The organism is Prauserella oleivorans (assembly GCF_042685745.1).
Taxonomy (GTDB): domain Bacteria; phylum Actinomycetota; class Actinomycetes; order Mycobacteriales; family Pseudonocardiaceae; genus Prauserella_A; species Prauserella_A oleivorans.
The window spans coordinates 1,700,486-1,720,914 of record NZ_JBHUNT010000001.1 but is presented as its reverse complement, the minus strand read 5'-3'; the positions used below and the strand labels follow the sequence as shown (position 1 = coordinate 1,720,914).

At 70.6% G+C, this 20,429-nt stretch carries 21 protein-coding genes; 16 read left to right on the top strand and 5 right to left on the bottom strand.

What is annotated here, in order from left to right; genetic code table 11:
* Positions 1-376: 376 nt before the first annotated feature.
* Both ACFSZT_RS08520 and ACFSZT_RS08515 read right to left on the bottom strand, forming a co-directional pair.
* The gene (locus ACFSZT_RS08520; RefSeq protein ID WP_377389960.1) at positions 377-1,975 is read right to left on the bottom strand and encodes an alkaline phosphatase D family protein; all 1,599 of its coding nucleotides are present in this window, start codon (positions 1,973-1,975) and stop codon (positions 377-379) included.
* A 219-nt stretch (positions 1,976-2,194) separates the two neighbouring features.
* Entirely contained in the window at positions 2,195-2,794 is a 600-nt protein-coding gene (locus ACFSZT_RS08515; RefSeq protein ID WP_377389958.1) for a TetR/AcrR family transcriptional regulator, read from the bottom strand.
* Between the two features lie 54 nt (positions 2,795-2,848).
* Here ACFSZT_RS08515 and ACFSZT_RS08510 point away from each other — a divergent pair, with 54 nt between their 5' ends.
* On the top strand, positions 2,849-3,907 hold the full coding sequence (locus ACFSZT_RS08510) for an FAD-dependent monooxygenase (protein ID WP_377389956.1): 1,059 nt from the start codon (positions 2,849-2,851) through the stop codon (positions 3,905-3,907).
* A gap of 45 nt (positions 3,908-3,952) precedes the next feature.
* Here the strand turns inward: ACFSZT_RS08510 and ACFSZT_RS08505 are convergent, their stop codons facing one another.
* Together ACFSZT_RS08505 and ACFSZT_RS08500 are read right to left on the bottom strand one after the other, a co-directional pair.
* On the bottom strand, positions 3,953-4,525 hold the full coding sequence (locus ACFSZT_RS08505; protein WP_377389954.1) for a TetR/AcrR family transcriptional regulator: 573 nt from the start codon (positions 4,523-4,525) through the stop codon (positions 3,953-3,955).
* Entirely contained in the window at positions 4,522-5,598 is a 1,077-nt protein-coding gene (locus ACFSZT_RS08500; RefSeq protein WP_377389952.1) for a hypothetical protein, read from the bottom strand. Before ACFSZT_RS08500 ends, ACFSZT_RS08505 begins: the two co-directional genes overlap by 4 nt.
* Before the next feature lie 95 nt (positions 5,599-5,693).
* Here ACFSZT_RS08500 and ACFSZT_RS08495 point away from each other — a divergent pair, with 95 nt between their 5' ends.
* The 11 genes from ACFSZT_RS08495 to ACFSZT_RS08445 all read left to right on the top strand — a co-directional run bounded on the left by ACFSZT_RS08495 (position 5,694) and on the right by ACFSZT_RS08445 (position 15,807).
* Positions 5,694-6,446 (top strand): hypothetical protein, encoded by a 753-nt coding sequence (locus ACFSZT_RS08495; RefSeq protein WP_377389950.1) that lies wholly within the window; start codon positions 5,694-5,696, stop codon positions 6,444-6,446.
* Positions 6,447-6,525: 79 nt separating this feature from the next.
* Positions 6,526-7,269, top strand: a complete 744-nt coding sequence (locus tag ACFSZT_RS08490; protein ID WP_377389948.1) for an IclR family transcriptional regulator — start codon at positions 6,526-6,528, stop codon at positions 7,267-7,269.
* Between the two features lie 118 nt (positions 7,270-7,387).
* Positions 7,388-8,362 carry a thiamine pyrophosphate-dependent dehydrogenase E1 component subunit alpha gene (locus tag ACFSZT_RS08485; RefSeq protein ID WP_377389946.1) on the top strand — a complete coding sequence of 325 codons (975 nt, stop codon included), beginning with the start codon at positions 7,388-7,390 and terminating at the stop codon, positions 8,360-8,362.
* A gap of 14 nt (positions 8,363-8,376) precedes the next feature.
* Complete coding sequence (locus ACFSZT_RS08480; protein ID WP_377389944.1) at positions 8,377-9,423, top strand: alpha-ketoacid dehydrogenase subunit beta; 1,047 nt, start codon at positions 8,377-8,379, stop codon at positions 9,421-9,423.
* Complete coding sequence (locus ACFSZT_RS08475; protein ID WP_377389942.1) at positions 9,420-9,653, top strand: biotin/lipoyl-containing protein; 234 nt, start codon at positions 9,420-9,422, stop codon at positions 9,651-9,653. Before ACFSZT_RS08480 ends, ACFSZT_RS08475 begins: the two co-directional genes overlap by 4 nt.
* Before the next feature lie 281 nt (positions 9,654-9,934).
* Positions 9,935-10,825, top strand: coding sequence for a Vgb family protein (locus ACFSZT_RS08470; protein WP_377389940.1), 891 nt, complete (start codon positions 9,935-9,937; stop codon positions 10,823-10,825).
* 308 nt (positions 10,826-11,133) lie between these two features.
* Positions 11,134-11,871 (top strand): SRPBCC family protein, encoded by a 738-nt coding sequence (locus ACFSZT_RS08465; RefSeq protein WP_377389938.1) that lies wholly within the window; start codon positions 11,134-11,136, stop codon positions 11,869-11,871.
* A 13-nt stretch (positions 11,872-11,884) separates the two neighbouring features.
* Positions 11,885-12,682, top strand: coding sequence for an alpha/beta fold hydrolase (locus ACFSZT_RS08460; protein WP_377389936.1), 798 nt, complete (start codon positions 11,885-11,887; stop codon positions 12,680-12,682).
* Positions 12,683-12,710: 28 nt separating this feature from the next.
* A complete protein-coding gene (locus ACFSZT_RS08455; protein WP_377389934.1) occupies positions 12,711-13,070 on the top strand; it encodes a DUF1801 domain-containing protein in 360 nt (119 codons plus the stop codon).
* Between the two features lie 32 nt (positions 13,071-13,102).
* On the top strand, positions 13,103-14,908 hold the full coding sequence (recQ, locus tag ACFSZT_RS08450; RefSeq protein ID WP_377389932.1) for a DNA helicase RecQ: 1,806 nt from the start codon (positions 13,103-13,105) through the stop codon (positions 14,906-14,908).
* Between the two features lie 545 nt (positions 14,909-15,453).
* Positions 15,454-15,807, top strand: a complete 354-nt coding sequence (locus ACFSZT_RS08445) for a hypothetical protein (protein ID WP_377389930.1) — start codon at positions 15,454-15,456, stop codon at positions 15,805-15,807.
* 76 nt (positions 15,808-15,883) lie between these two features.
* Here ACFSZT_RS08445 and ACFSZT_RS08440 read toward each other — a convergent pair whose 3' ends face one another.
* Entirely contained in the window at positions 15,884-16,633 is a 750-nt protein-coding gene (locus tag ACFSZT_RS08440) for a 3'(2'),5'-bisphosphate nucleotidase CysQ (RefSeq protein ID WP_377389928.1), read from the bottom strand.
* Positions 16,634-16,740: 107 nt separating this feature from the next.
* Here ACFSZT_RS08440 and ACFSZT_RS08435 point away from each other — a divergent pair, with 107 nt between their 5' ends.
* From ACFSZT_RS08435 to ACFSZT_RS08420, 4 genes are read left to right on the top strand one after another with little or no spacing between them, the layout of a single operon-like run.
* Complete coding sequence (locus ACFSZT_RS08435) at positions 16,741-17,238, top strand: nuclear transport factor 2 family protein (RefSeq protein WP_377389926.1); 498 nt, start codon at positions 16,741-16,743, stop codon at positions 17,236-17,238.
* Between the two features lie 21 nt (positions 17,239-17,259).
* The gene (locus ACFSZT_RS08430; protein ID WP_377389924.1) at positions 17,260-18,429 is read left to right on the top strand and encodes a hypothetical protein; all 1,170 of its coding nucleotides are present in this window, start codon (positions 17,260-17,262) and stop codon (positions 18,427-18,429) included.
* Complete coding sequence (locus tag ACFSZT_RS08425; RefSeq protein ID WP_377389922.1) at positions 18,429-19,202, top strand: SDR family oxidoreductase; 774 nt, start codon at positions 18,429-18,431, stop codon at positions 19,200-19,202. Before ACFSZT_RS08430 ends, ACFSZT_RS08425 begins: the two co-directional genes overlap by 1 nt.
* Before the next feature lie 10 nt (positions 19,203-19,212).
* A complete protein-coding gene (locus ACFSZT_RS08420; protein WP_377389920.1) occupies positions 19,213-20,349 on the top strand; it encodes a sulfotransferase family protein in 1,137 nt (378 codons plus the stop codon).
* The last annotated feature ends 80 nt before the right edge of the window (positions 20,350-20,429 follow it).

Sequence of the window (20,429 nt, the reverse complement as noted above, 5' to 3'; positions counted from 1 at the left end):
AGCAAACGAGGCCGAACGTTAATCACCCGATCTGTCCGGAAAACCCGGTAAGGCGCGACGGTGTCGTGAACACCGAATGGCCGCCACGCGAACCGGGCGACCGGGTCCTGCTTCCGAACGAACGTGGGCGGACTGTCCATACGGTCCGGACTGACCGGACCCCGCCGACGCACCAGGTGGATGAGCGGTATGCGAGGCATCCGTGAGCACACCCTGGTGCACTGGAGCGAATTCGAACCGTCGTGGCCACGTCGCCGCCCTGCAAAGCACCGGACCTGCCGGCGGCGACGTCCGCACGTTCTTCCGCACCCTCTGCCGAGACGCGGGAACCCCTGCCGGACGAGACCGGCAGGGGTTCACTTGTGCGGTAACGGAATCAGAGCTCCTGCAGCCCCGGCCTGCCCGCCTCGATCACGAACGAGGCGTCCGTGCGCAGCGGCGCGTTCGGCCTGCTGACGTAGTCGACCACGCGGTAGTCCGCGACGTAGCGGTCCTTGGTCACGTTGCAGTGCACGTAACCGCGACGGTCGCACGTGTACTTGACGTGCGGGCTTTCCTGCTGCAGCACCGGGCTCAGCTGGGTGTTGCCGCTGCCGTCGCCGTTCGAGGTGATCGAGGTGGCGACGAGCTCGCTGCCGATCACCGGCGTCTCCGGGCGCTCGAAGTCACGCCGCAGGTCGTTGGCGTAGTGCGTGTGCACGTCGCCGGTCAGCACGACGAAGTTGTCGATACCCCGCTCCTCGACGAACCCGAGCACCCGGTCGCGGGAGGCCTTGTAGCCGTCCCAGCCGTCGTTGTAGCCGCCGACGTCCGGGCCGACGACCTGGTCCCAGTCGGCGAAGAAGATCTGCTGGGGCACGACGTTCCAGGTCGAGCGGGACCGCGACAGGCTCTGCTCGAGCCAGGCGTGCTGCTCCTCGCCGAGGATGTCGGTCTGCCACTGGTCCGGACCCGAGACCTGCCACTGGTCGTTGTACGGCTGGTTGTCGCGGTACTGGCGGGTGTCGAGCACGCTGAACGTCGCCGTGGCGCCGTACTCGAAGCGGCGGTACAGCGGCAGGTGCGTGTCCACCGGCTTGCGGAAGCGGCGCAGCGGCATGTGCTCCCAGTACGCCTGGTAGGCCGCCCGGCGCCGCGCGGCGAACGCCTCCGGGGTGTCATTGCCCTGAGCGGCGTCGCGGTTCTCCGGGTCCAGGTTCGCGTAGTTGTTGTCGGTCTCGTGGTCATCCCAGGTGACGATGAACGGCGCCACGGAGTGCACCAGCTGCAGGTCCGCGTCGGTCTTGTACTGCGCGTGCCGCTGGCGGTACTCGTCGAGGGTGTTCATCTCGTTGCCGGCGTGCGTGCGGATGTCGCCGTTGACGCCTGCCGCGTACTCGTAGAGGTAGTCACCGAGGTGGAACACCACGTCCGGCCGCTCCTGGGCCATGTGCCGGTACGCGGTGAAGTACCCGACCTCCCAGTTCGAGCACGACGCGAACGCGAAGTCGACCGTGGGCGAGGTGCCGGGAGCGGGCGCGGTGCGGGTGCGGGCGGCCGGCGAGATCTCGTCGCCCACGCGGAACCGGTAGTAGTACTCGTAGTGCGGCCGCAGGCCCTTCACGTCGGCGTGGACGGTGTGGGCCTCCTCCGGCACAGCGTGCTCGACGCCGCGCTGGACGACCTTGCTGAACTTCTCGTCGAGCGCGATCTCCCACTGAACCGGGACGACTCGCCTGGGCATGCCGCCGTCGTAGTCGAGCGGCTTCGGGGCCAGCCGGGTCCACAGCACGACGGAGTCGGGCAACGGGTCGCCCGAGGCGACACCGAGCTGGAAGGGGTCACTGAGCCGGCGGGACGGCGCGGCGACCGCGGCGGGAGCGACGCCGTTGCCGAGCAACACCGCACCGGCGCCCGCGACGCCCGCTGCGCCGGCGAGGCCGAGGAAACCTCGTCTGTTCACGGACTTGCTCGCACCGACACGTGGCTGAGTCATCGAACCTCCATGGGGAACGGGGTGGAAGCCCGCTCAGCCAAACAGCGCAGTTTGAACGACACATGTCGCGGTGGTTGTCCGGGTTTGACCGGTTGGCGTCTCGTTCCGCGGTTTGTGCACTCAACCCCGCCGCCCGGATCCCGGTCATACTCCCAATGGCGCAGCCGATGCGACGAAGATCTCACCAAGGGAATCCTCTGTGGACTGTCGCGCGGCGGGTCAGCGCAACCCGCTCAACAACGCGGAGATGGCGGGCACCGCGTCGAACTCCGGGTCCGGGTTGGCGAACTGGTTGACCAGCAGGCCGTCGATCAGCGCGAGCAACGCCTTGAGCTGCCGCGGCTCGCGCAGTCCCAGACCCGCCGCGAGCGGCGCCGCCCACGTCAGCAGCCGCCGCTGCGCCTCACCGATCCGGCGCTGCAGCGCGGGATTGGTGGCCGCCTCCGCGAACACGGCGAGGCGCGCCAGCGTGAGCACCCGGTCTCGGCTGCTCAGGTGGTCCACCAGCGAGCCGAGCACCGCGACGAACCGGTCCTCGTCCAGCGGCACTGTCTTGTCCCGCAGCACTGTCTTGTCCCGCGGCACGGTCTCGTCCGGCGCCATCGTCTCGGCTACCCGGTTCCAGCCGGCGATCTCCTGCTCCAGGATCCGGTCGAGGACCCCGCTGAGCAGCGCCTCACGGGTGCGGAAGTGGTTGGACGTCGAGCCGGGCGGCACGCCGGCCTGCTCGTCGACGGCGCGGTGGGTGAGCTGGCGCATCCCGCGGGTGCCGAGCACTTGGATGGCGGCATCGAGCACCTGGTCTTTCCTGGTGGCCACGTCGAGACACTACAACAGTAGTGCTATTCACTACAGCTGTAGTAGCGTGGGTTCATGACGAGGACAGCGGCCGTCGTCGGAGGCGGCATCGGCGGACTCGCGACCGCGATCGGGCTGCACCACGCGGGCTGGGACGTGACCGTGTTCGAACGCGCATCGGCTCTGCCCGACGCGGGTACGGGGCTCGGCATCTGGCCGTCCGCACTCCGTGCGCTCGACCGGCTGGGCATCGGCACCCGGGTGCGGGAGGCGGGCCGACGGCAGCCGAGCGGTGCCATCCGCAAGCCCGACGGCACCCGGATCGCCACGCTGGACGTCGGCGTCATCGAGCGCAAGCACGGCGAGCCGGTCTACCTGGTGCCGCGGCCCACCCTGCTGCACGTGCTGGCCGGCGAACTCCCCGACGGCGTCGTGCGCTTCGCCACGCCGGTCGGCGACCCTGCTGAACTGCACGCGCGGCACGATGTGGTGGTCGGCGCCGACGGCATCCACAGTGCCGTCCGCCGCGCGCTCTTCGGCGATCGCCATCCCCTGCGCTACTCCGGCGCGACAGCCTGGCGCGGCACCGTGCCGCTCGACATCGAGGCGGGCGGCGAGACCTGGGGGCCGGGTGCCAAGTTCGGCCTCACTCCGCAGGGACCCGGCAGCACGAACTGGTACGCGATGGTGACCGCGCCACAGGGCCACCGGTCCGGTGACGACCTCGACGAGCTGCGCGCGCGGTTCGGGGACTGGCACGATCCGATTCCCACGGTGCTGGAGCTGGCCCGGGACGCCGGGTTCCTGCACCACGATCTGTGGTACTCGAGCCCCTTGCCGAGTTACGCCGACGGCAACGTCGCGCTCCTCGGCGACGCCGCCCATGCCATGACACCGGATCTGGGCCAAGGCGCGTGCCAGGCGATGATCGATGCGGCGTCGCTCGCGGAGGCGTTGACGGCCGAGGCGGACATCGCGACCGCCCTGCGCCGGTACGACGCCGAGCGACGCAAACCGACCCAGCAGCTCGCCGCCCGGTCGGCACGGATCAGCAGGCTGACAAAGATCCGCCGGTTCACCGGCGTCCGTGACACCCTCGTCCGCGGGCTGCTGTCCTTCGGGCTACCGGCCTAGCGCTGCGATCCTCCACTGTGTCCGGTGCGTGTAGACGGTCGCCGGTCACCCGACCATGCGGCGCACGAGATCGCACCAGCCGTCCTCGAGCCGGTCCAGCGGCATGCCGCGCTGCACGAGGAGGTGCTGCACGAGCACGGTGTCCAGGTAGCCGAGCAGCGTGTGGGCCAGCAACTCGGTGTCACCGCCGGCGTCCGCCTCGCGGAGCAGCATCGCGATGTGCGTGTGCCGGACCTTGCGGGAGGGCAGCGTGTGCCTGCGCGAGGGCTTGGGCTCGCCCGCGAGGTAGAGGTCGAGGTGTCCACTGTCGTGCCGCAGCGCGGCTGGCCCGAAGGCGAGCAACCGCTCACGCGCAGGGGCGCCCGGTCCGAGCGGCGGTGGCCCTTCGAGGAACGACTCCTGGAATCGCGTCTCGCTGTGGTCGAGCAATGCCTGGAGCAGCCCCGTGCGGTCCCGGTAAGTGGTCTCGGCCCGCACCCGGTAGGGCAGGTTGACGCGGTCGCTGTCGGAGACCGACCGGTATCCCGGCGTGCCGTGGAAGGTGACCCGGGCGTCCGGGTCGTCGTCCCAGCGCATCCGGTCGGCGCGGACGGTCGCGGTGAACGCGATGTCGTTCACGTCCGCCGACCGCGGCGGGTCTGGGTCTCCGTCTTTCCCGTCCGGGTGCCCGTTGTTCTGCCCGCTGACTTCGCCGTCGCTTTTCCCGTGGCACCACGCGCGCCGGTGCGCGCCGTGCGGCGAGCGGGCCGCTCCTGGTCGCCGGCTTCGCCCTCGTCACCGGTCTCGCCTTGCTCGCCGGTGGCCCTGCGCGTGGTCCTTCTCGTCGTCCTGCGGCCGGTGGCGCGAACGTCGCCGGTGTCCTGGACCGCCTCACCGGCCGTGCCGCCGACATCCTCGGCCGCCTCGCCTGCGCCTTGGCCCACGTCCTCGGCAGCCTTGCCGACGTCCCCGGCAGCCTCGCCGGCACCCTTGCCGACGTCCCCGGCAGCCTCGCCGGCACCCTTGCCGACTTCACCGACGGCATCGCCGGCACCGCGGCCCACCTCACCGACCGCCTCACCGGCGCCCTGGCCGACCTCACCGACCGCGTCCCCGGCACCGCGGCCCACCTCACCGACCGCCTCACCGGCGCCCTGGCCGACCTCACCGACCGCGTCCCCGGCACCGCGGCCCACCTCACCGACCGCGTCCCCGGCACCGCGACCGACCTCACCGACCGCCTCGCCCGCGCCCTTGCCCACGTCACCGACGGCATCGCCGGCGCCGCGACCGACCTCACCGACGGCTTTACCGCCCCCGGCGCCGAGCTCCTCGACCGCCCGTCCGGCACTGCGGACCACCTGTTCGAGGATCTGCGGGTTGCGGTCGATGGTGGTGAGCACCCGCTCGATGATCTGGGAAACACGGTCGAGCCGGACCTTGAGCAGCGCCTCCGCCTGCACCCCGGTGATCTTCAACGACACGCGGCCCAGCTCGACGTCCGCGCCGACGTTGAGCTTCAGCAGCTCCAGCACCTCGGCCTGCAACGACACCCGGGCACGCAGGTCCTCGACCTCGAGCGTGATCTCCTCCACCGACAGGTTCGGCACGTCGAGCAGGACATCAGGATCTCCCTGGCCCTCGTCGTAATCCTCGTAGTCCCCGCTGTCGTCGCGCTCCTCGACCGCGGTGCGGTCCTCGTCGTCGGCCACCGTGACCACCTCCCGTGAATTCCGGGGGCATACCCGCAAACAGCCGCCCCGGAACCGGACGTCGCGACATAGGGTCGAACCACCAGGAGGTACCCATGAGCGCACGAGCGACCGAACCGCCCCGCTTCGACGACTGGCGCACGCGGATGGCGGTGCGCGGCGGCCCGGTGACGCACGCCGTGGCCCGGGCGGGCTGGGCGGCCTTCGGCATCGTCGGCGCGCTGCTCATGGTCGGGGTCGCGGTGCTCTGGACCCTGAACCCGACCGCCGAGGGCTCCGACAATGCGCCCGCCGCCAACTTCGTCGGCGGCCTCGTGGTGTTCGTGCCGATCGGTGCCCTCGTCGCGGGCGCCATCGGGCTCGGCGCGCAGTTCCTCGCCCGGGCCTGGCTGCGGACGCCCACCGACGCCGAACGCACGGCCGCGCGCGAGGCCGCCACCCCCGCTCCGCACGCCGGACGGCTGCGCTCGTCCGGCCGGTGGGCGCGGTCGTTCGACCGGTGCGCCCGGTCGGTCACGTCGTTCCACGCGATCGTCGCCGCACTCCCGGCAGGTCCGGGACGCGACTGGCTCACCGGCATCGGTACCTCGCTGGACGAGGAGCTGCGGGAGGCGCTGCGGCTCGCCGAACTCGGCGAGAGCCTGGCCCCGGACGGCGGCTACCTGACCGGCACCGCCCTCCGGATCGCCGACCTGCTCGACAAGGCCGAGCAGGCGTTCCGGGACACGACCGACCGCGCCGGAGCCATCGCGCTCGACCTGCGTCAGGAGTCCGACTTCGAACGCGTCCGCGCCCAGCTCGACATGCTCGCCGCGCAGACACCACACCTCCGCACCCACGGCCTCTGACCCGCCCGCGGGCTTGCCGCCCGTGCCCGCGACCGACCATGCTGGAGAACGGCTACGACGACGTGGCGGAGGTGGAACGGTGGCCAGCGGGCCCACGCTCATCGGCTCGGTTCAGCGCGCTCTCCACCTGCTGGACGCGGTCGGCGCGAGCGAACGGCCCGTTCCGGCGAAGTTCCTCGCCCGCAGGGTCGGGCTGCCGCTGCCCACGACGTATCACCTGCTGCGCACGCTGGTCCACGAGGGCTACCTGCGCAAGCTCGAGGACGGCTACGTGCTCGGCGACCACGTGGGTGCCCTGCGCGAGCACACCGCGACGCAACGGCTGCTCACCCGCGTACGGCCGGTCCTGCGCGCGCTGCGGGACGAGCTGCGCGGTGCGGCGTACCTGTCGCTGTACTCGGACGGCGAGATCCGGCTCGTCGACGTCGTCGACGGCCCGGGCACGCCGTCCGCCGACCTGTGGGTGGGCGTGCACGAGGCGGGTCACGCGACCGCGTTCGGCAAGTGCATCCTGTCCGCGCTCCCGCCCGGCGAGCGCAGGGACTACCTGTCCCGGCACCGGCTCGCCGACCTGACCCCGCACACCATCACCGACGCCCGTGTCCTGGAACAGCGCCTGGCCCGCGGCGGCGAGGTGTTCGACGACCGGGAGGAATACCTCATCGGCACGGCCTGCCTCGGCGGCGTGGTGTGCGGGCCGGGAGTCCTCGGCGCGGTCGCGGTCTCGGTCCCCGCCCGCCGCTACGGCACGGTCGGCGCGCACCGCGGCGCCGTGCAGCGAGCCGCGCGCCGGGTCGCCCGCGCCGTCGCGCTCGGCCGGTGAACCGCCATCCCACGACCGTGGGGACGCGAATCACCATCTGAAATCGGGATCGTTGTCGGCGGTCGGCCGGGGCGACGACAGTGACTCCCGAAGACTCTCGAGATCGAGGGAGGGCCGCATGGACACAGCAACGAGGCTGGAGCTCTACCGCACGATGGTGCTCATCCGCACCTTCGAGGAAGCGATCCTGCGGGAATACCACGCCGACAAGAAGCCCGTGTTCGACATCGGTGCCGGGGCGATCCCCGGCGAGATGCACCTGTCCGCCGGTCAGGAACCCGTCGCCGCCGGGGTGTGCGCACACCTCACCGCCGACGACGCCGTCACGGCCACCCACCGTCCCCACCACTTCGCCATCGCCCACGGCGTGAACCTGGAGAAGATGGCCGCCGAGATCTTCGGCAGAGTGGACGGACTCGGCAAGGGCCGCGGCGGTCACATGCACCTGTTCGACCCGGACACACACTTCTCGTGCTCCGGCATCATCGCCGAGGGCTACCCGCCCGCCCTCGGCCAGGCGCTGGCGTTCCAGCGCCGGGGCACCGACCGGATCGCGGTGGCCGTGACCGGCGAGGGCGCCGCCAACCAGGGCGCCTTCCACGAGTCGCTCAACCTCGCCGCGCTGTGGAAGCTGCCTGTGGTGTTCGTCGTCGAGGACAACGACTGGGGCATCTCCGTACCGCGCAGTGCGTCCACGTGCGTCACGTCGAACGCCATCCGGGCCGCCGGCTACGGCATCCCCGGCGAGCGGGTGGAGGACAACTCGGTCGAGGGCGTGCACCAGGTGGCCGCCGAGGCGGTCGCCCGGGCCCGCGCGGGCGAGGGCCCCAGCCTCATCGAGGTCCACACGCTGCGGTTGTGGGGCCACTTCGAGGGCGACGCCCAGGCCTATCGGTCCGATTTGGAGGGTGTGCCGGGACGGGATCCGCTGCCCACCTACGAACAGGAACTGCGCAGCTCCGGGGTGCTCGACGACGCCGCCGTGAAAACCGTGGCGGCCGAGGCGAGCGAGCGCGTGGAGGCCGCGATCGACTTCGCCAAGCGCAGCCCGGAACCCGGACCGGAATCGGCACTCGAGCACGTTTTCGCCTGACACGAGGAGGAGCAATGTCGCTCACCGACAGCCCGGCGCCGTCGGCCACGCCGACCAGCCGCAAGCTGAGCACCGCCAAGGCGATGGTCGAAGGCATCGCCATGGAGATGGAACGCGACGAGGACGTCTTCGTCCTGGGCGAGGACGTCGGCGCCTACGGCGGCATCTTCAGTTCCACCACCGGCCTGCTCGACCGGTTCGGGCCGAAGCGCGTCATGGACACGCCCATCTCGGAAACCGCGTTCATCGGCACGGCCATCGGCGCGGCCGTCGAGGGCATGCGGCCGATCGTCGAGCTGATGTTCGTCGACTTCTTCGGCGTGTGCATGGACCAGATCTACAACCACATGGCCAAGATCCACTTCGAGTCCGGCGGCAACATCAAGGTGCCCATGGTGCTGACCACGGCCGTGGGCGGCGGGTACTCCGACGGCGCCCAGCACTCGCAATGCCTGTGGGGCACGTTCGCGCACCTGCCAGGGATGAAAGTGGTGGTGCCGAGCAACCCGGCCGACGCGAAGGGCCTGATGATCTCCGCGATCCGCGACGACAACCCCGTGGTGTACATGTTCCACAAGGGCGTCATGGGGCTGCCGTGGATGGCGAAGAACCGGCGTTCGGTCGGCCCGGTGCCGGAGGAGTCCTACGAGGTGCCGATCGGCAAGGCCGCCATCGCCCGCCCGGGCACGGACGTGTCCATCGTGACACTGTCGCTGTCGGTGCACCACGCGCTCGACGTGGCCGAGAGCCTCGCCGGCGACGGCATCGACTGCGAGGTCATCGACCTGCGCAGCCTCGTGCCGCTGGATACCGACACGATCCTGGAGTCGGTCGGGCGTACCGGCAGGCTGCTGGTGGTGGACGAGGACTACCTGTCGTTCGGGCTCTCCGGCGAGGTCATCGCGCGGGTCGCCGAGTCCGACCCGGGTCTGCTGCGGGCACCGGCCGCCCGGGTGGCCGTGCCCGACGTGCCGATCCCGTACGCGCGCCCGCTGGAGTACGCCGTGCTGCCCACCGCCGACCGGATCAGGAGCGCCGTGCTCGGCCTGATGGGGCGATGACCGACATCCCGTTTCCCGCGGTGTCGGAGCAGGAACCGGAAGCCGAGGGCGTGGTCTCGACGTGGTTCGCCGAGGAGGGCCAGCAGGTCTCCGAGGGTGACCTGATCGCGGAGGTCGCCGTCGACAAGGTGGACGTGGAGGTTCCCGCACCGGCCTCCGGTGTGCTGCGGCTGCTCGTCCAGGAAGGTGACGTCGTCAAGCAGGGCACGCCGATCGCGCGTCTGGAGTGAGCGCGAGCCGCCGGGTGGCGTCCGGAGGGCCGGAGGCCACCCGGCGGCCGTGCGTCAGCGCGCCGCCGCGGCGATGGCGGCGCACACCCGGTCCGGGGTCAGCGGCATGTCGAGCGAGCGCACCCCGACCTGGCGGAGGGCGTTCCTGGCCGGTCCCACGACATCCCTGCTCGAATGTGTCCGAACCGGACTACCCGGCCCGCGCGGTGGCCGAGGCCTTCATCGGTCACTGACCTCGGCGGCGGGTCAAATTGCCTTGCACGGCTCCGTACCGTGGAGCCATGCCACGCTCGTCGTCGCTTACCGAGTTCCCCGTCGCCGATCCGGCGGCCGGCCCGTACGCCGTCACGACGGGACCCGACGGCGCGCTGTGGTTCACCGAGCTCCACGCCGGTTCGATCGGCCGGATGACGACGGCCGGCGAGTACGTGTCCTACCCACTCGGCCTGGAGTCGCCGCAGCCGACCGTCATCACCACCGGACCGGACAGCGCCCTGTGGTTCACGACGAACCAGGCGCACGTCGTCGGCCGGATCACCACCGACGGAAAGGTCCACACCTTCGACCTGCCGACGCCCGGCGCCTGCCCGTACGGCATCACGTCCGGACCCGACGGCGCGCTGTGGTTCGCCGAGCTGGCCGCGGGCGCCATCGCCCGGATCACCACCGAGGGTGTGGTCACCGAGTTCGCGATCCCCGTGGAGAACGCGATGCCTTCGGTGCTAACCACCGGCCCCGACGGCGCGCTGTGGTTCACGATGAACCAGGGCAACGCCATCGGCCGTATCGACACCAGCGGCGACGTCACCGTCCATCCGCTGCCCACGCCGGGAGCCGCGCCGGTGGGCATCACGAGCGGTCCCGACGCGCTGTGGTTCGTCGAGATCGGCGCGGGTGCCGTCGGCCGCATCACCCCCGACGGCGCGATCACCGAGTTCCCGCTGCCCGACCCGGCCGCGAGGCCCCACGCCATCGCCGCCGACCCACGCGGCGGGTACTGGTTCACCGAGTGGGCGGGCAACCGCATCGGCCACATCGGCGAGGACGGCCGCGTCGCGCACCACGCCCTGCCCACGCCGTCGTCGGAACCGCACGGCATCACCATCGGGCCGGACGGCGCGGTGTGGGTGGCACAGGAGTGCGGTTCCCTGGCCCGCCTGTCCACGCCGTAGCGCCGCCACCTCTCCAGGGGAGCGCGGCTGCCCCCTTCCGAGCCGGTCCCGCACCGGCCTCGGTCTCATCCACCAGCCACCCCCGGCCGACCGCTCTGACCTGCCTGGACGCCACCTCGCGCGCGGCCGACCAACCCGCCGACCGGCTCCCCCGTCACCGGCACCCAGCACGTGGTGCGCTTTGTGACAACTCACCTCCCTTCGCGCGATTTCCGGGAAGCAGCAACTCCATCCGACAATTGGACCTGTCTTGACAAGAAATATTGTCGGTGGCAAAGTGAGCTCATCACACCACGGAAGGGACAGACATGGGCCACCGATTCGAACGCACCGACGAGGTCGAACTGAGCGCGACGCCGGAGCAGGTGTGGGACGCGATCGCGACCGGACCCGGCATCGACTCGTGGTTCATGGGTCGCAACGAGGTCGATCCCGGCGAGGGCGGCGCCGTCCGCACGTTCTTCGGCGACTATCTGCCCGAGTCGCCGGTCACCGCGTGGGAACCCGGCAAGCGGCTCGTCCACGGCGGTGCCGCCGCACCGGACGGCCGGTTCATCGCCTACGAGTTCCTCATCGAGGCCCGCGACACCGGCAGCACCGTGCTGCGCATGGTCACCAGCGGTTTTCTTCCCGGCGACGACTGGGAGGACGAGTTCGAGGCCATGACCAAGGGCGGCGAGCTCTTCTTCGCGACCCTGAGCACCTACCTCAGGCACTTCGCGGGCCGGTTCGCCACGCCGATCACGCTGTTCGGGCCGCCGGTGGCCGACTGGGAGTCCGCCTGGGCGAACGTCCGCGCGGCGCTGGGGCTCGGCGGCACCGTGACCGCCGGCGACACCGCCCGGTTCACTGTGGACGGCACACCGATCGAGGGCGTGGTGTACTGCGCCAACTCCCAGACCATCGGCATCCGGACCGGTGACGCGCTCTATCGCTTCCTGCAAGGCTTCCACGGCTCGCTCGTCGTGGGGCACCACCTCTTCTCCGCCGCCGACACCGCGGCAGCCGAACAAGCCTGGCGGGCCTGGCTGGCCCGGCTCTCCTGAAGGGAAACCACCGATGAGTACGGTCACCTCCGCGGACGGCACCGGAATCGCGTTCGACCGGGTCGGCACCGGGGATCCGCTGATCCTCGTGGACGGCGCCATGTGTTACCGCGAGCAGAGCCCGCTGCCCGAGTTCGCCAAGCAGCTCGCCGCCGACTTCACCGTCTACACCTACGACCGGCGCGGCCGCGGCGAGAGCGGCGACACCGCGCCCTACGCACCCGAGCGCGAGATCGAGGACATCGAGGCGCTGATGAAGGACGCGGGCGGCTCCGCCCACCTGTTCGGCACGTCCTCGGGCGCGATGCTGGCCCTGGAGGCCGCCAACGCCGGCCTGCCCGTGCGCCGGCTCGCTCTCTACGAGCCGCCGTTGATCGTCGACGACACCCGGCCGCCGATTCCCGCCGACGTCACCGACCGGTTCAGCGCCTCCGTGGCGCAGGGCAAGCCCGGCGACGCGGTGAAGCTGTTCATGCGGCAGGTGGAGGTTCCCGCCTTCGCGATCGCCATGATGAAGCTCATGCCGGCGTGGTCGAAGATGAAGCGCATCGCGCACACGCTCCCGTACGACTTCTCCTTCGTGAATGCCTACCAGCACGGCAAGCCGCTGCCCAGGCAACGCTGGACGAACGTCGCCGTGCCCACGCTGGTGATCGACGGCGGCAAGAGCCCGCAGTGGATGCGCAATGGCGTGCGCGCACTCGCCGACCGGCTCCCGACCGCGCAGTACCACACACTCCCCGGCCAGACCCACATGGTGAAGGCCGCGGCGCTCGTTCCCGTTCTTCGCGAGTTCTTCGCCCAGCACTGAGTTCTTCCAGCACCGAAAGAGGATGATCATGGCCACGAACACGACCGTCGAGGACTACCTCGCCGCACTCCCGGAGCCCCTCGCCGACGCGGGCAAGGCGATGCTCGCGCTCATCCGCGACGCACTCCCCGGCGCCAACGAGGCGATGTGGCACGGCCACCCCGTGTGGAGCGCGGGCGATGCCCCCGGCAAGCAACCGATCTGCCTGCTCAAGGGCTACAAGGCCCACCTGGCGTTCAGCCTCTGGCGCGGGCAGGCCGTCCCGGACCCGTCCGGCAGACTCGAGCCGGGCGCGCGCGAGATGGCGGGCGTGAAGCTGCGCGGCGCGGACGACGTCGACGAGGCGGTCTTCTCCGGCTGGCTGCGGGAGGCTCGCGCACTCGGCTGAGGTCGCCACGCGTCTTCCGTAGGATCGCGCGGGTGAGTTCCCCCGAGACACTGCGGGTGCTGAACCGGGTCTTCGGCTACGCCGAGTTCCGGTCCGGGCAGCAGAAGATCATCGACCATGTCACCGCCGGCGGCGACGCCCTCGTGCTGATGCCGACCGGCGGTGGCAAGTCGCTGTGCTACCAGATCCCCGCACTCGTGCGGGACGGCGTCGGCGTGGTGATCTCCCCGCTCATCGCGCTCATGCAGGACCAGGTCGACGCCCTGCGCACGCTCGGCGTGCGCGCGGGCTTCCTGAACTCGACGCAGGACCCTGACGAACGGCGCATGGTGGAATCGGAGTTCCTCGCCGGTGAGCTGGACCTGCTCTACCTGGCCCCGGAGCGGCTGCGGGTCGAGTCGACACAGCGGCTGCTCGACCGCGGCACCGTGTCGCTGTTCGCCATCGACGAGGCACACTGTGTCGCCCAGTGGGGGCACGACTTCCGGCCCGACTATCTCGGCCTGTCGGACCTGCACGAACGCTGGCCGGACGTGCCACGCATCGCACTTACCGCGACGGCGACCCCCGCCACTCACGCCGAGATCGCCTCGCGACTGAACCTCGAGGACGCGCTGCACCACGTCGCGAGCTTCGACCGGCCCAACATCCAGTACCGCATCGTGCCGAAGAACGAGCCGCGCAAGCAGTTGCTCGAGCTGCTGCGCACCGAGCACTCCGGCGACGCGGGGATCGTGTATTGCCTCACGCGCAAGTCGGTCGAGGAGACCGCGGAGTTCCTCGTGCGCAACGGGATCGAGGCGCTGCCCTACCACGCCGGGCTCGACGCCGGGACGCGCGCGGAGCACCAGGCGCGGTTCCTGCGCGAGGACGGCCTGGTGGTGGTGGCCACCATCGCGTTCGGCATGGGCATCGACAAGCCGGACGTACGGTTCGTCGCCCACCTGGATCTGCCGAAGTCGGTCGAGGGCTACTACCAGGAGACCGGCCGCGCCGGGCGGGACGGCCTGCCGTCCACGGCGTGGCTCGCCTATGGGCTGCAGGACGTGATGCAGCACCGCAAGCTCATCGACAACTCCGAGGGCGACCAGGCACACCGCCGCAAGCAGGCCGCACACCTCGACGCGATGCTCGCGCTGTGCGAGACGGTCGACTGCCGTCGCGTGCGGCTGCTCGCCTACTTCGGCCAGGACTGCGAGCCGTGCGGCAACTGCGACACCTGCCTGTCGCCGCCGGAGTCGTGGGACGGCACGGTCGCCGCGCAGAAGCTGCTGTCCACGGTGGTGCGGCTGCGCCGCGAGCGGAACCAGAAGTTCGGCGCGGGCCAGATCATCGACATCCTGCTCGGCAAGAAGACCCCGAAGGTCACACAGCACCGGCACGACGAGCTCAGCGTCTTCGGCGTCGGCACCGACCTCGCCGAGGGCGAGTGGCGCGGCGCGGTGCGCCAGCTGCTGGCGATGGGACTGCTCGGCGTCGAGGGTGACTACGGCACGCTCGTGACGACGCCGTCCAGCGACGAGGTGCTCTACCGCGGGCGTGAGGTTCGGTTGCGCCGGGAGCCGAAGCGGGTGGTGCGTGGCCGGGCGAAGCGGGCCGACGCGGCCGCGGAGCTGCCCGCCGAGGCGGCGCCGGTGTTCGAGCGGCTGCGCACGTGGCGCGCGGCCACGGCGAAGGAACAGGGCGTGCCCGCGTACGTGATCTTCCACGACGCGACGTTGCGCCAGATCGCCGCCGAGCGCCCGACGACGCTCGCCGAACTGGGCGGTGTCAGCGGGGTCGGGGAGAACAAACTGGCCAAGTACGGCCGCCAGGTGCTGGAGGCCCTTGCCGGCTGACCGGCACGCCCGGCGGAACGGAATCGGGCTTGCGCGGAATCGATTTCGCGGGAATCCGACGGGCATTTTCTCGACCCTTGCGGAGAAATGAGCACGACGCCTCGTGTTGCCGCGCCGGCATCGACGCCCCGCGCATTGCCGGCCGGCCGAACGGAAAGGCGACCGCGTTCCTCCGGCAACGAGCAGCGACAATTCCTGAATCTCTTTCGCGATCAAGTCGGCTCCGTAACCCTATCGGGGCATTTCTCGAAGAAAGCAAAACTACTTACCGCAAACCGGAGTGCCATTACGTCGGGTGGTAACGCCCACACGGCCGCGTCATGGGACACACTCTCCGTAGTTGTCGAGCGACGACGTCTGGGCTCGTCACACGGCTGAAACACGACCAAACCCCTGTTGGGTATGGCATGCGTCACAACCACAGCGGGTGACGGCGGCGTTACTCGGCGAGCTGTACGCCGCCCGCTTCTCGAGTAACTTCATTCCCGGCTGCGGTTGACAACCCGACCCGCCAAACGATTCCCCGAGTCGATAGGAATAGGTAGATGTTGAAGAAGTCCGCATTTGTAGCCGCAACGGCGGCCGGCCTGCTGATGATCGGCTCGCCTGCATTCGCAGGCGGCGGGGACACCATCGACAAGGACATTCACAAGGAAATCCACAAGACGGCCACCCAGATCATCAACGACGACGTCGAGGGCCCCAACGGCCAGCTCGGTCTGGTGAACGTCAACGACGTGCTGAACGACAACAACGTCGGCGTGTGCGACAACAACGTCAACGTGCTGGGCGTTCAGGTCGCCGACGCGCTGAACGGCCTGTCGGTGCCGCTCCTCTCGCCGGCGGGCGAGTCCGAGGGCGGCGGCTCCGACGTCTGCGTCGCCGAGTCCGAGGGCTGAGCCGACCGCGGTACAGCGCCGGAACAACGAACGCGGGTGGGACCACACGGCCCCGCCCGCGTTCGTCTGTTCGTGGTCAGTCCCTGGCGTGCCCGGCGAGGGCAGCCAGCAGCGGCTCCGCCAGCTCCGGGCGACAGATGAGGAGGTCCGGCAGGTAGGGGTGGGCCGCGTTGTACTCCAGCGGCGTGCCGTCGATGCGGGACGCGTGCAGCCCCGCGGCCAGGACGACACCGACCGGCGCCGCGGAATCCCATTCCCACTGGCCGCCCGCGTGGAGGTAGGCATCGGCCTCCCCGCGCAGCACCGCCATCGCCTTGGCCCCCGCCGACCCCATGGGAGCCAGTTCGGCGCCGACCTGGGCCGCCACCGCGTCGGCGAACGCGGGCGGACGGGAGTCGCTCACCAGAATCCGGCGCGGCCCGTCGCGCCGCTGTGGCGGGGTGACGTCGTCGCTGGCGTACACGGCGCCGAGCGCGGGCTGCGCCACCGCCGCGGCCGCGATGCCCTTGCCCGCCAGCCACAACGCGACGTGGACGGCCCAGTCGGTGCGTCCGGGGCGGGAGAACTCCCGCGTGCCGTCGAGCGGGTCGATGATCCACACGCGGTCGGCGTCGAGGCGGGCCGGGTCGTCGGCCGATTCCTCGGACAACACGGCGTCGCCGGGCCGTTCGGCGGCGAGCCGTTCGAGCAGCAGCGCGTTGGCGCGCAGGTCTCCACGCCTGCCCAGTTTCTTCGGGTCCAGATCTCCCGCCTCGGCGCGCACGCCCAGGAGCAGCCGTCCGGCCTCCTCGGCGAGCCGCGCGGCGACTCGTGCGTCTGTGGTCACCACTCCAGCAAAGCAAGCCGCGCCCGCCGGGCCTCGGGCGGGACTGGACGGCAGCGGAATGAGAACGTGTTCTTGCCTAATCCCAACACCGAGCGGAAGCTGGGACCATGGACATCGTCGCCCTCGAAGAGATCAAGCGCGTCAAGCACCGCTACCTCCGCTGCGTCGACCTCAAGCGCTGGACCGAACTCGCCGACGTCTTCACCCCCGACGCGACCGCCGAGTACGGCACCCGCACCTACGGCGACCCGCTCGCCCTCACCGGCCGCGACGCCATCCTCGGCTTCCTTCGCGACCACCTCGGCGGCGACATCATCACCACGCATTCCGCAGGGCAGCCGGAAATCGACATCGCGGGCGACACGGCGACGGGGACCTGGTCGTTCGAGGACACGGTGATCTCCCCCGAGCACCGCGTGCTCATCAAGGGCGCCGCGTTCTACGAGGACCGCTACACCCGCGACGGCGACGGCACCTGGCGCATCCGGCACACCGGCTACACGCGCGTGTACGAGCTGATGCTGTCGCTGGACGACCTGCCCAGCCTGCGGTTCACGGCCATCAGGTGGGCGGCGTCCTCCGGCTCGTCATTGACCAATCAGTAGAACAAGTTCTACTGTTGCCGGGTGATCACGCAGCCCTTCGCCGATGCCGTCGTCGAGGCCGAGAAGATCATCGCCGACGCCCCGCACGTGCGCACCGAGGCCGACCTCGTCGAGGGATACGACTACCTCGCGGGCAGCATCCGCGCGTCCCTGCACCTGGCCTGGGCCTACGAACGGGACTTCCCGTTCTTCGTGCAGTCCACCGGCCCGTACACCAAGATGGGGCTGGACAACCCCGACGCGCTGTACTTCCACGCCTACCTGCGCGATGACGCCGAGTACGTCGTCAGCGGCACCCGCGGCACCACCCGCGACCTGAGCTTCCAGGTGCTCAACGGCGACTACTCGCCCGTCGACGTCCCGGACAGCCTCACCGCCTTCGACGACCGCGAGATCGAGATCGGCGAGGACGGAGAGTTCGAGATCCGGTTCGGCCCGGACCGCGCCAAGGCCGGACCCGGCTACTTCGTGCTCGGTGAGGGCTCGGCGATGCTGGTGGTGCGCGAGGTCTACAGCGACTGGCACCGCGAACACCGGGGGACCCTGCGCATCCACCGCGCAGGCAACCTCGGCGCCGCACCACCGCCGCTCGCCCGCGACACGGTGGCCAAGCGGTACGGCGTCGCGGGCAAGATCCTGCTCAGCAGGCTGCGGACGTTCCTCGCCTTCCCCGAGTGGTTCTACCTGAGGCTGCCGGTGAACACGATGACCGAGCCACGCCGGACCCCGGGCGGCCTCGCGACCCAGTTCTCCTCCGCCGGGCACTACGACCTCGCCGACGACGAGGCGATGGTCATCACCGTGCCCGCGTCGGACGCGCCGTATCAGGGGATCCAGCTCGGCAGCATGTGGTACGTCTCGCTCGACTACGTCAACCACCAGACCAGCCTCACCGCCGACCAGGCCAGAGTGGACCCGGACGGGATACTGCGCTTCGTCGTCAGCGAGCGTGATCCCGGCGTTGCCAACTGGCTGGAACGGCTCGGGCACGACCGCGGGTACGTCCAGATCCGCTGGCAGCGTCTGTCCCGCGACCTGGGGCCCGAGGACGGCCCGACGGTCGAGGTGGTCCCGGTCGACGAACTCCCGCGGCGGCTCCCGTACTACGACCACGCCCGGATCACGCGGGACGAGTGGGCGGGACGCATCACGGCGCGGCAGACCGCCGTGGCGACGAGGATGCTCGGCTGATGCTGCTCGACGGCAAGGTGGTGGTGGTCTCGGGTGTCGGCCCCGGGCTGGGCCGCGCGATCGCGGTGCGCAGCGCGCGGGAGGGAGCCGATGTGGTGCTGGGCGCCCGCACCGAGAGCCGGCTGGACGAGGTGGCGAAGGAGGTCACCGCACTCGGCAGGCGGGCGGTGACCGTGCCCACCGACATCACCGACGACGATTCGGCGCGACAGCTCGTGCGTACGACGATCGAGGCGTTCGGCCACGTGGACGCCCTCGTCAACAACGCCTTCGCCATGCCGCCGCTCGCCGATCTGGCCACTGTGGACATCGATGCCGTGCGGTCGGCGTTCGAGACCAACGTGCTGGCGGCGTTGCGGCTCACCCGCCTGTTCGTTCCCGAACTGGAGGGCGGCGGATCGGTCGTGATGATCAACTCCGCCGTGTTGCGGCATTCCCGGCGGACGTTCGGCGCGTACAAGATGTCGAAAGCGAGCCTGCTCGCCCTCGCGCAGAGCCTGGCCACGGAGCTGGGACCGGCCGGCGTGCGGGTGAACTCGGTCGCGCCCGGCTACATCTGGGGCGACTCGCTCAAGTGGTACTTCGGCTACCTCGCCAGGAAACGCGGCGTCGACCCACAGCAGGTGTACGACGAGACCGCCGCGGCGATCGACCTGCGCAAGCTGCCCGAGCCCGACGAGATCGCCGACGCCGTGGTGTTCCTGGCCTCGCCGCTCGCGCGGGCGATCACCGGCCAGTGCCTCGATGTCAACTGCGGCGAGTACCACCACTGAGGGGACCACCATGACCGTCGGCACGATCGAGGACCTGCAGGCGTCGGCCACCAGGGTCACCGGACTCGACGACTTCGGCATCGACGACTACACCGACGGGCTCGCCGTGCTGCTCGACTCCTACCACCGGCAGGCGGGGCTGACGCCGTTGGGACGCAAGGTGAAACGCGCGTTCCTCCGGGGTGCGCTCGTGGCCCGGCTCCTCAGCGAGGCCGCGTGGAAACGGCACCCGGAACACGCGGACGTCGCGATCGAACGGCCGATCTTCGTCACCGGACTGCCGCGGACCGGCACCACCGCGCTCCACCGGCTGCTCACCGCCGATCCGGCCCACCAGGGGCTCGAGGTGTGGCTCACCGAGGTACCGCAGCCAAGACCGCCCCGCGAGACGTGGCCCGACGATCCGGTGTACGCGAGGATCCAGGCGGGCTACGAGCGTTACCACGTGGAGCACCCCGAGTTCATGGGCGTGCACGCGATGTCGGCCGACCAGGTGGAGGAATGCTGGCAGCTGCTGCGGCAGTCGATGCGGTCGGTGTCGTTCGAGTGCCTCGCGCACATCCCGGCCTACTCGGAATGGCTGTCCGAACAGGACTGGACAGCGGCGTACCGGCGACACCGGCGCAACCTGCAGCTCATCGGACTCCCGGACGGCCACCGCCGCTGGGTGCTCAAGAACCCGAGCCACCTGTTCGCGCTCGACGCGCTGCTGCGTGTGTACCCGGATGCGCTGGTGATCCAGACGCACCGGCCGCCGGAGGTCGCGATCGCCTCGGTGTGCAGCCTGAACGCGCAGGCGAGCGCGGGCTGGTCGGACACGTTCACCGGCGCGACGGTCGGCCGCGACCAGCTGGAGCTGTGGGCGCGCGGGCTGGAGACGTTCACCGCCGAGCGCGCCCGGCACGACCATGGCCGCTTCTTCGACGTCCGCTACGACGACTTCGTGACCGACCCGATCGGCACCGTCGAGGACGTCTACACGCATTTCGGGCTGCGGCTCTCCGACGAAGCCCGCACCGCCATGCGGGCGCTGCACGCCGAGAGCACCACGGGCGCGACCCGCCCCGCGCACCGGTACAGCCTCGCCGACTTCGGCCTGTCGGTCGCCGACGTGCGGAGGCGCTTCGCCGGCGTGGCACGTGTCTGACCGAGTGCGTGCCGGCCGCGGCTCGGCACCCGCACGGCGACCGGAACGGCGCACACGGCTGCCGGAACGGCGCACACGGT

What these genes read in the sequence shown, in the direction of transcription:
- ACFSZT_RS08520 (WP_377389960.1), bottom strand. Translation starts at nt 1,975, where the DNA reads ATGACTCAGCCACGTGTCGGTGCGAGCAAGTCCGTGAACAGACGAGGT.
- ACFSZT_RS08510 (WP_377389956.1), top strand. Translation starts at nt 2,849, where the DNA reads ATGACGAGGACAGCGGCCGTCGTCGGAGGCGGCATCGGCGGACTCGCG.
- ACFSZT_RS08495 (WP_377389950.1), top strand. Translation starts at nt 5,694, where the DNA reads ATGAGCGCACGAGCGACCGAACCGCCCCGCTTCGACGACTGGCGCACG.
- ACFSZT_RS08485 (WP_377389946.1), top strand. Translation starts at nt 7,388, where the DNA reads ATGGACACAGCAACGAGGCTGGAGCTCTACCGCACGATGGTGCTCATC.
- ACFSZT_RS08480 (WP_377389944.1), top strand. Translation starts at nt 8,377, where the DNA reads ATGTCGCTCACCGACAGCCCGGCGCCGTCGGCCACGCCGACCAGCCGC.
- ACFSZT_RS08475 (WP_377389942.1), top strand. Translation starts at nt 9,420, where the DNA reads ATGACCGACATCCCGTTTCCCGCGGTGTCGGAGCAGGAACCGGAAGCC.
- ACFSZT_RS08470 (WP_377389940.1), top strand. Translation starts at nt 9,935, where the DNA reads ATGCCACGCTCGTCGTCGCTTACCGAGTTCCCCGTCGCCGATCCGGCG.
- ACFSZT_RS08465 (WP_377389938.1), top strand. Translation starts at nt 11,134, where the DNA reads ATGGGCCACCGATTCGAACGCACCGACGAGGTCGAACTGAGCGCGACG.
- ACFSZT_RS08460 (WP_377389936.1), top strand. Translation starts at nt 11,885, where the DNA reads ATGAGTACGGTCACCTCCGCGGACGGCACCGGAATCGCGTTCGACCGG.
- ACFSZT_RS08455 (WP_377389934.1), top strand. Translation starts at nt 12,711, where the DNA reads ATGGCCACGAACACGACCGTCGAGGACTACCTCGCCGCACTCCCGGAG.
- ACFSZT_RS08445 (WP_377389930.1), top strand. Translation starts at nt 15,454, where the DNA reads ATGTTGAAGAAGTCCGCATTTGTAGCCGCAACGGCGGCCGGCCTGCTG.
- ACFSZT_RS08435 (WP_377389926.1), top strand. Translation starts at nt 16,741, where the DNA reads ATGGACATCGTCGCCCTCGAAGAGATCAAGCGCGTCAAGCACCGCTAC.
- ACFSZT_RS08425 (WP_377389922.1), top strand. Translation starts at nt 18,429, where the DNA reads ATGCTGCTCGACGGCAAGGTGGTGGTGGTCTCGGGTGTCGGCCCCGGG.
- ACFSZT_RS08420 (WP_377389920.1), top strand. Translation starts at nt 19,213, where the DNA reads ATGACCGTCGGCACGATCGAGGACCTGCAGGCGTCGGCCACCAGGGTC.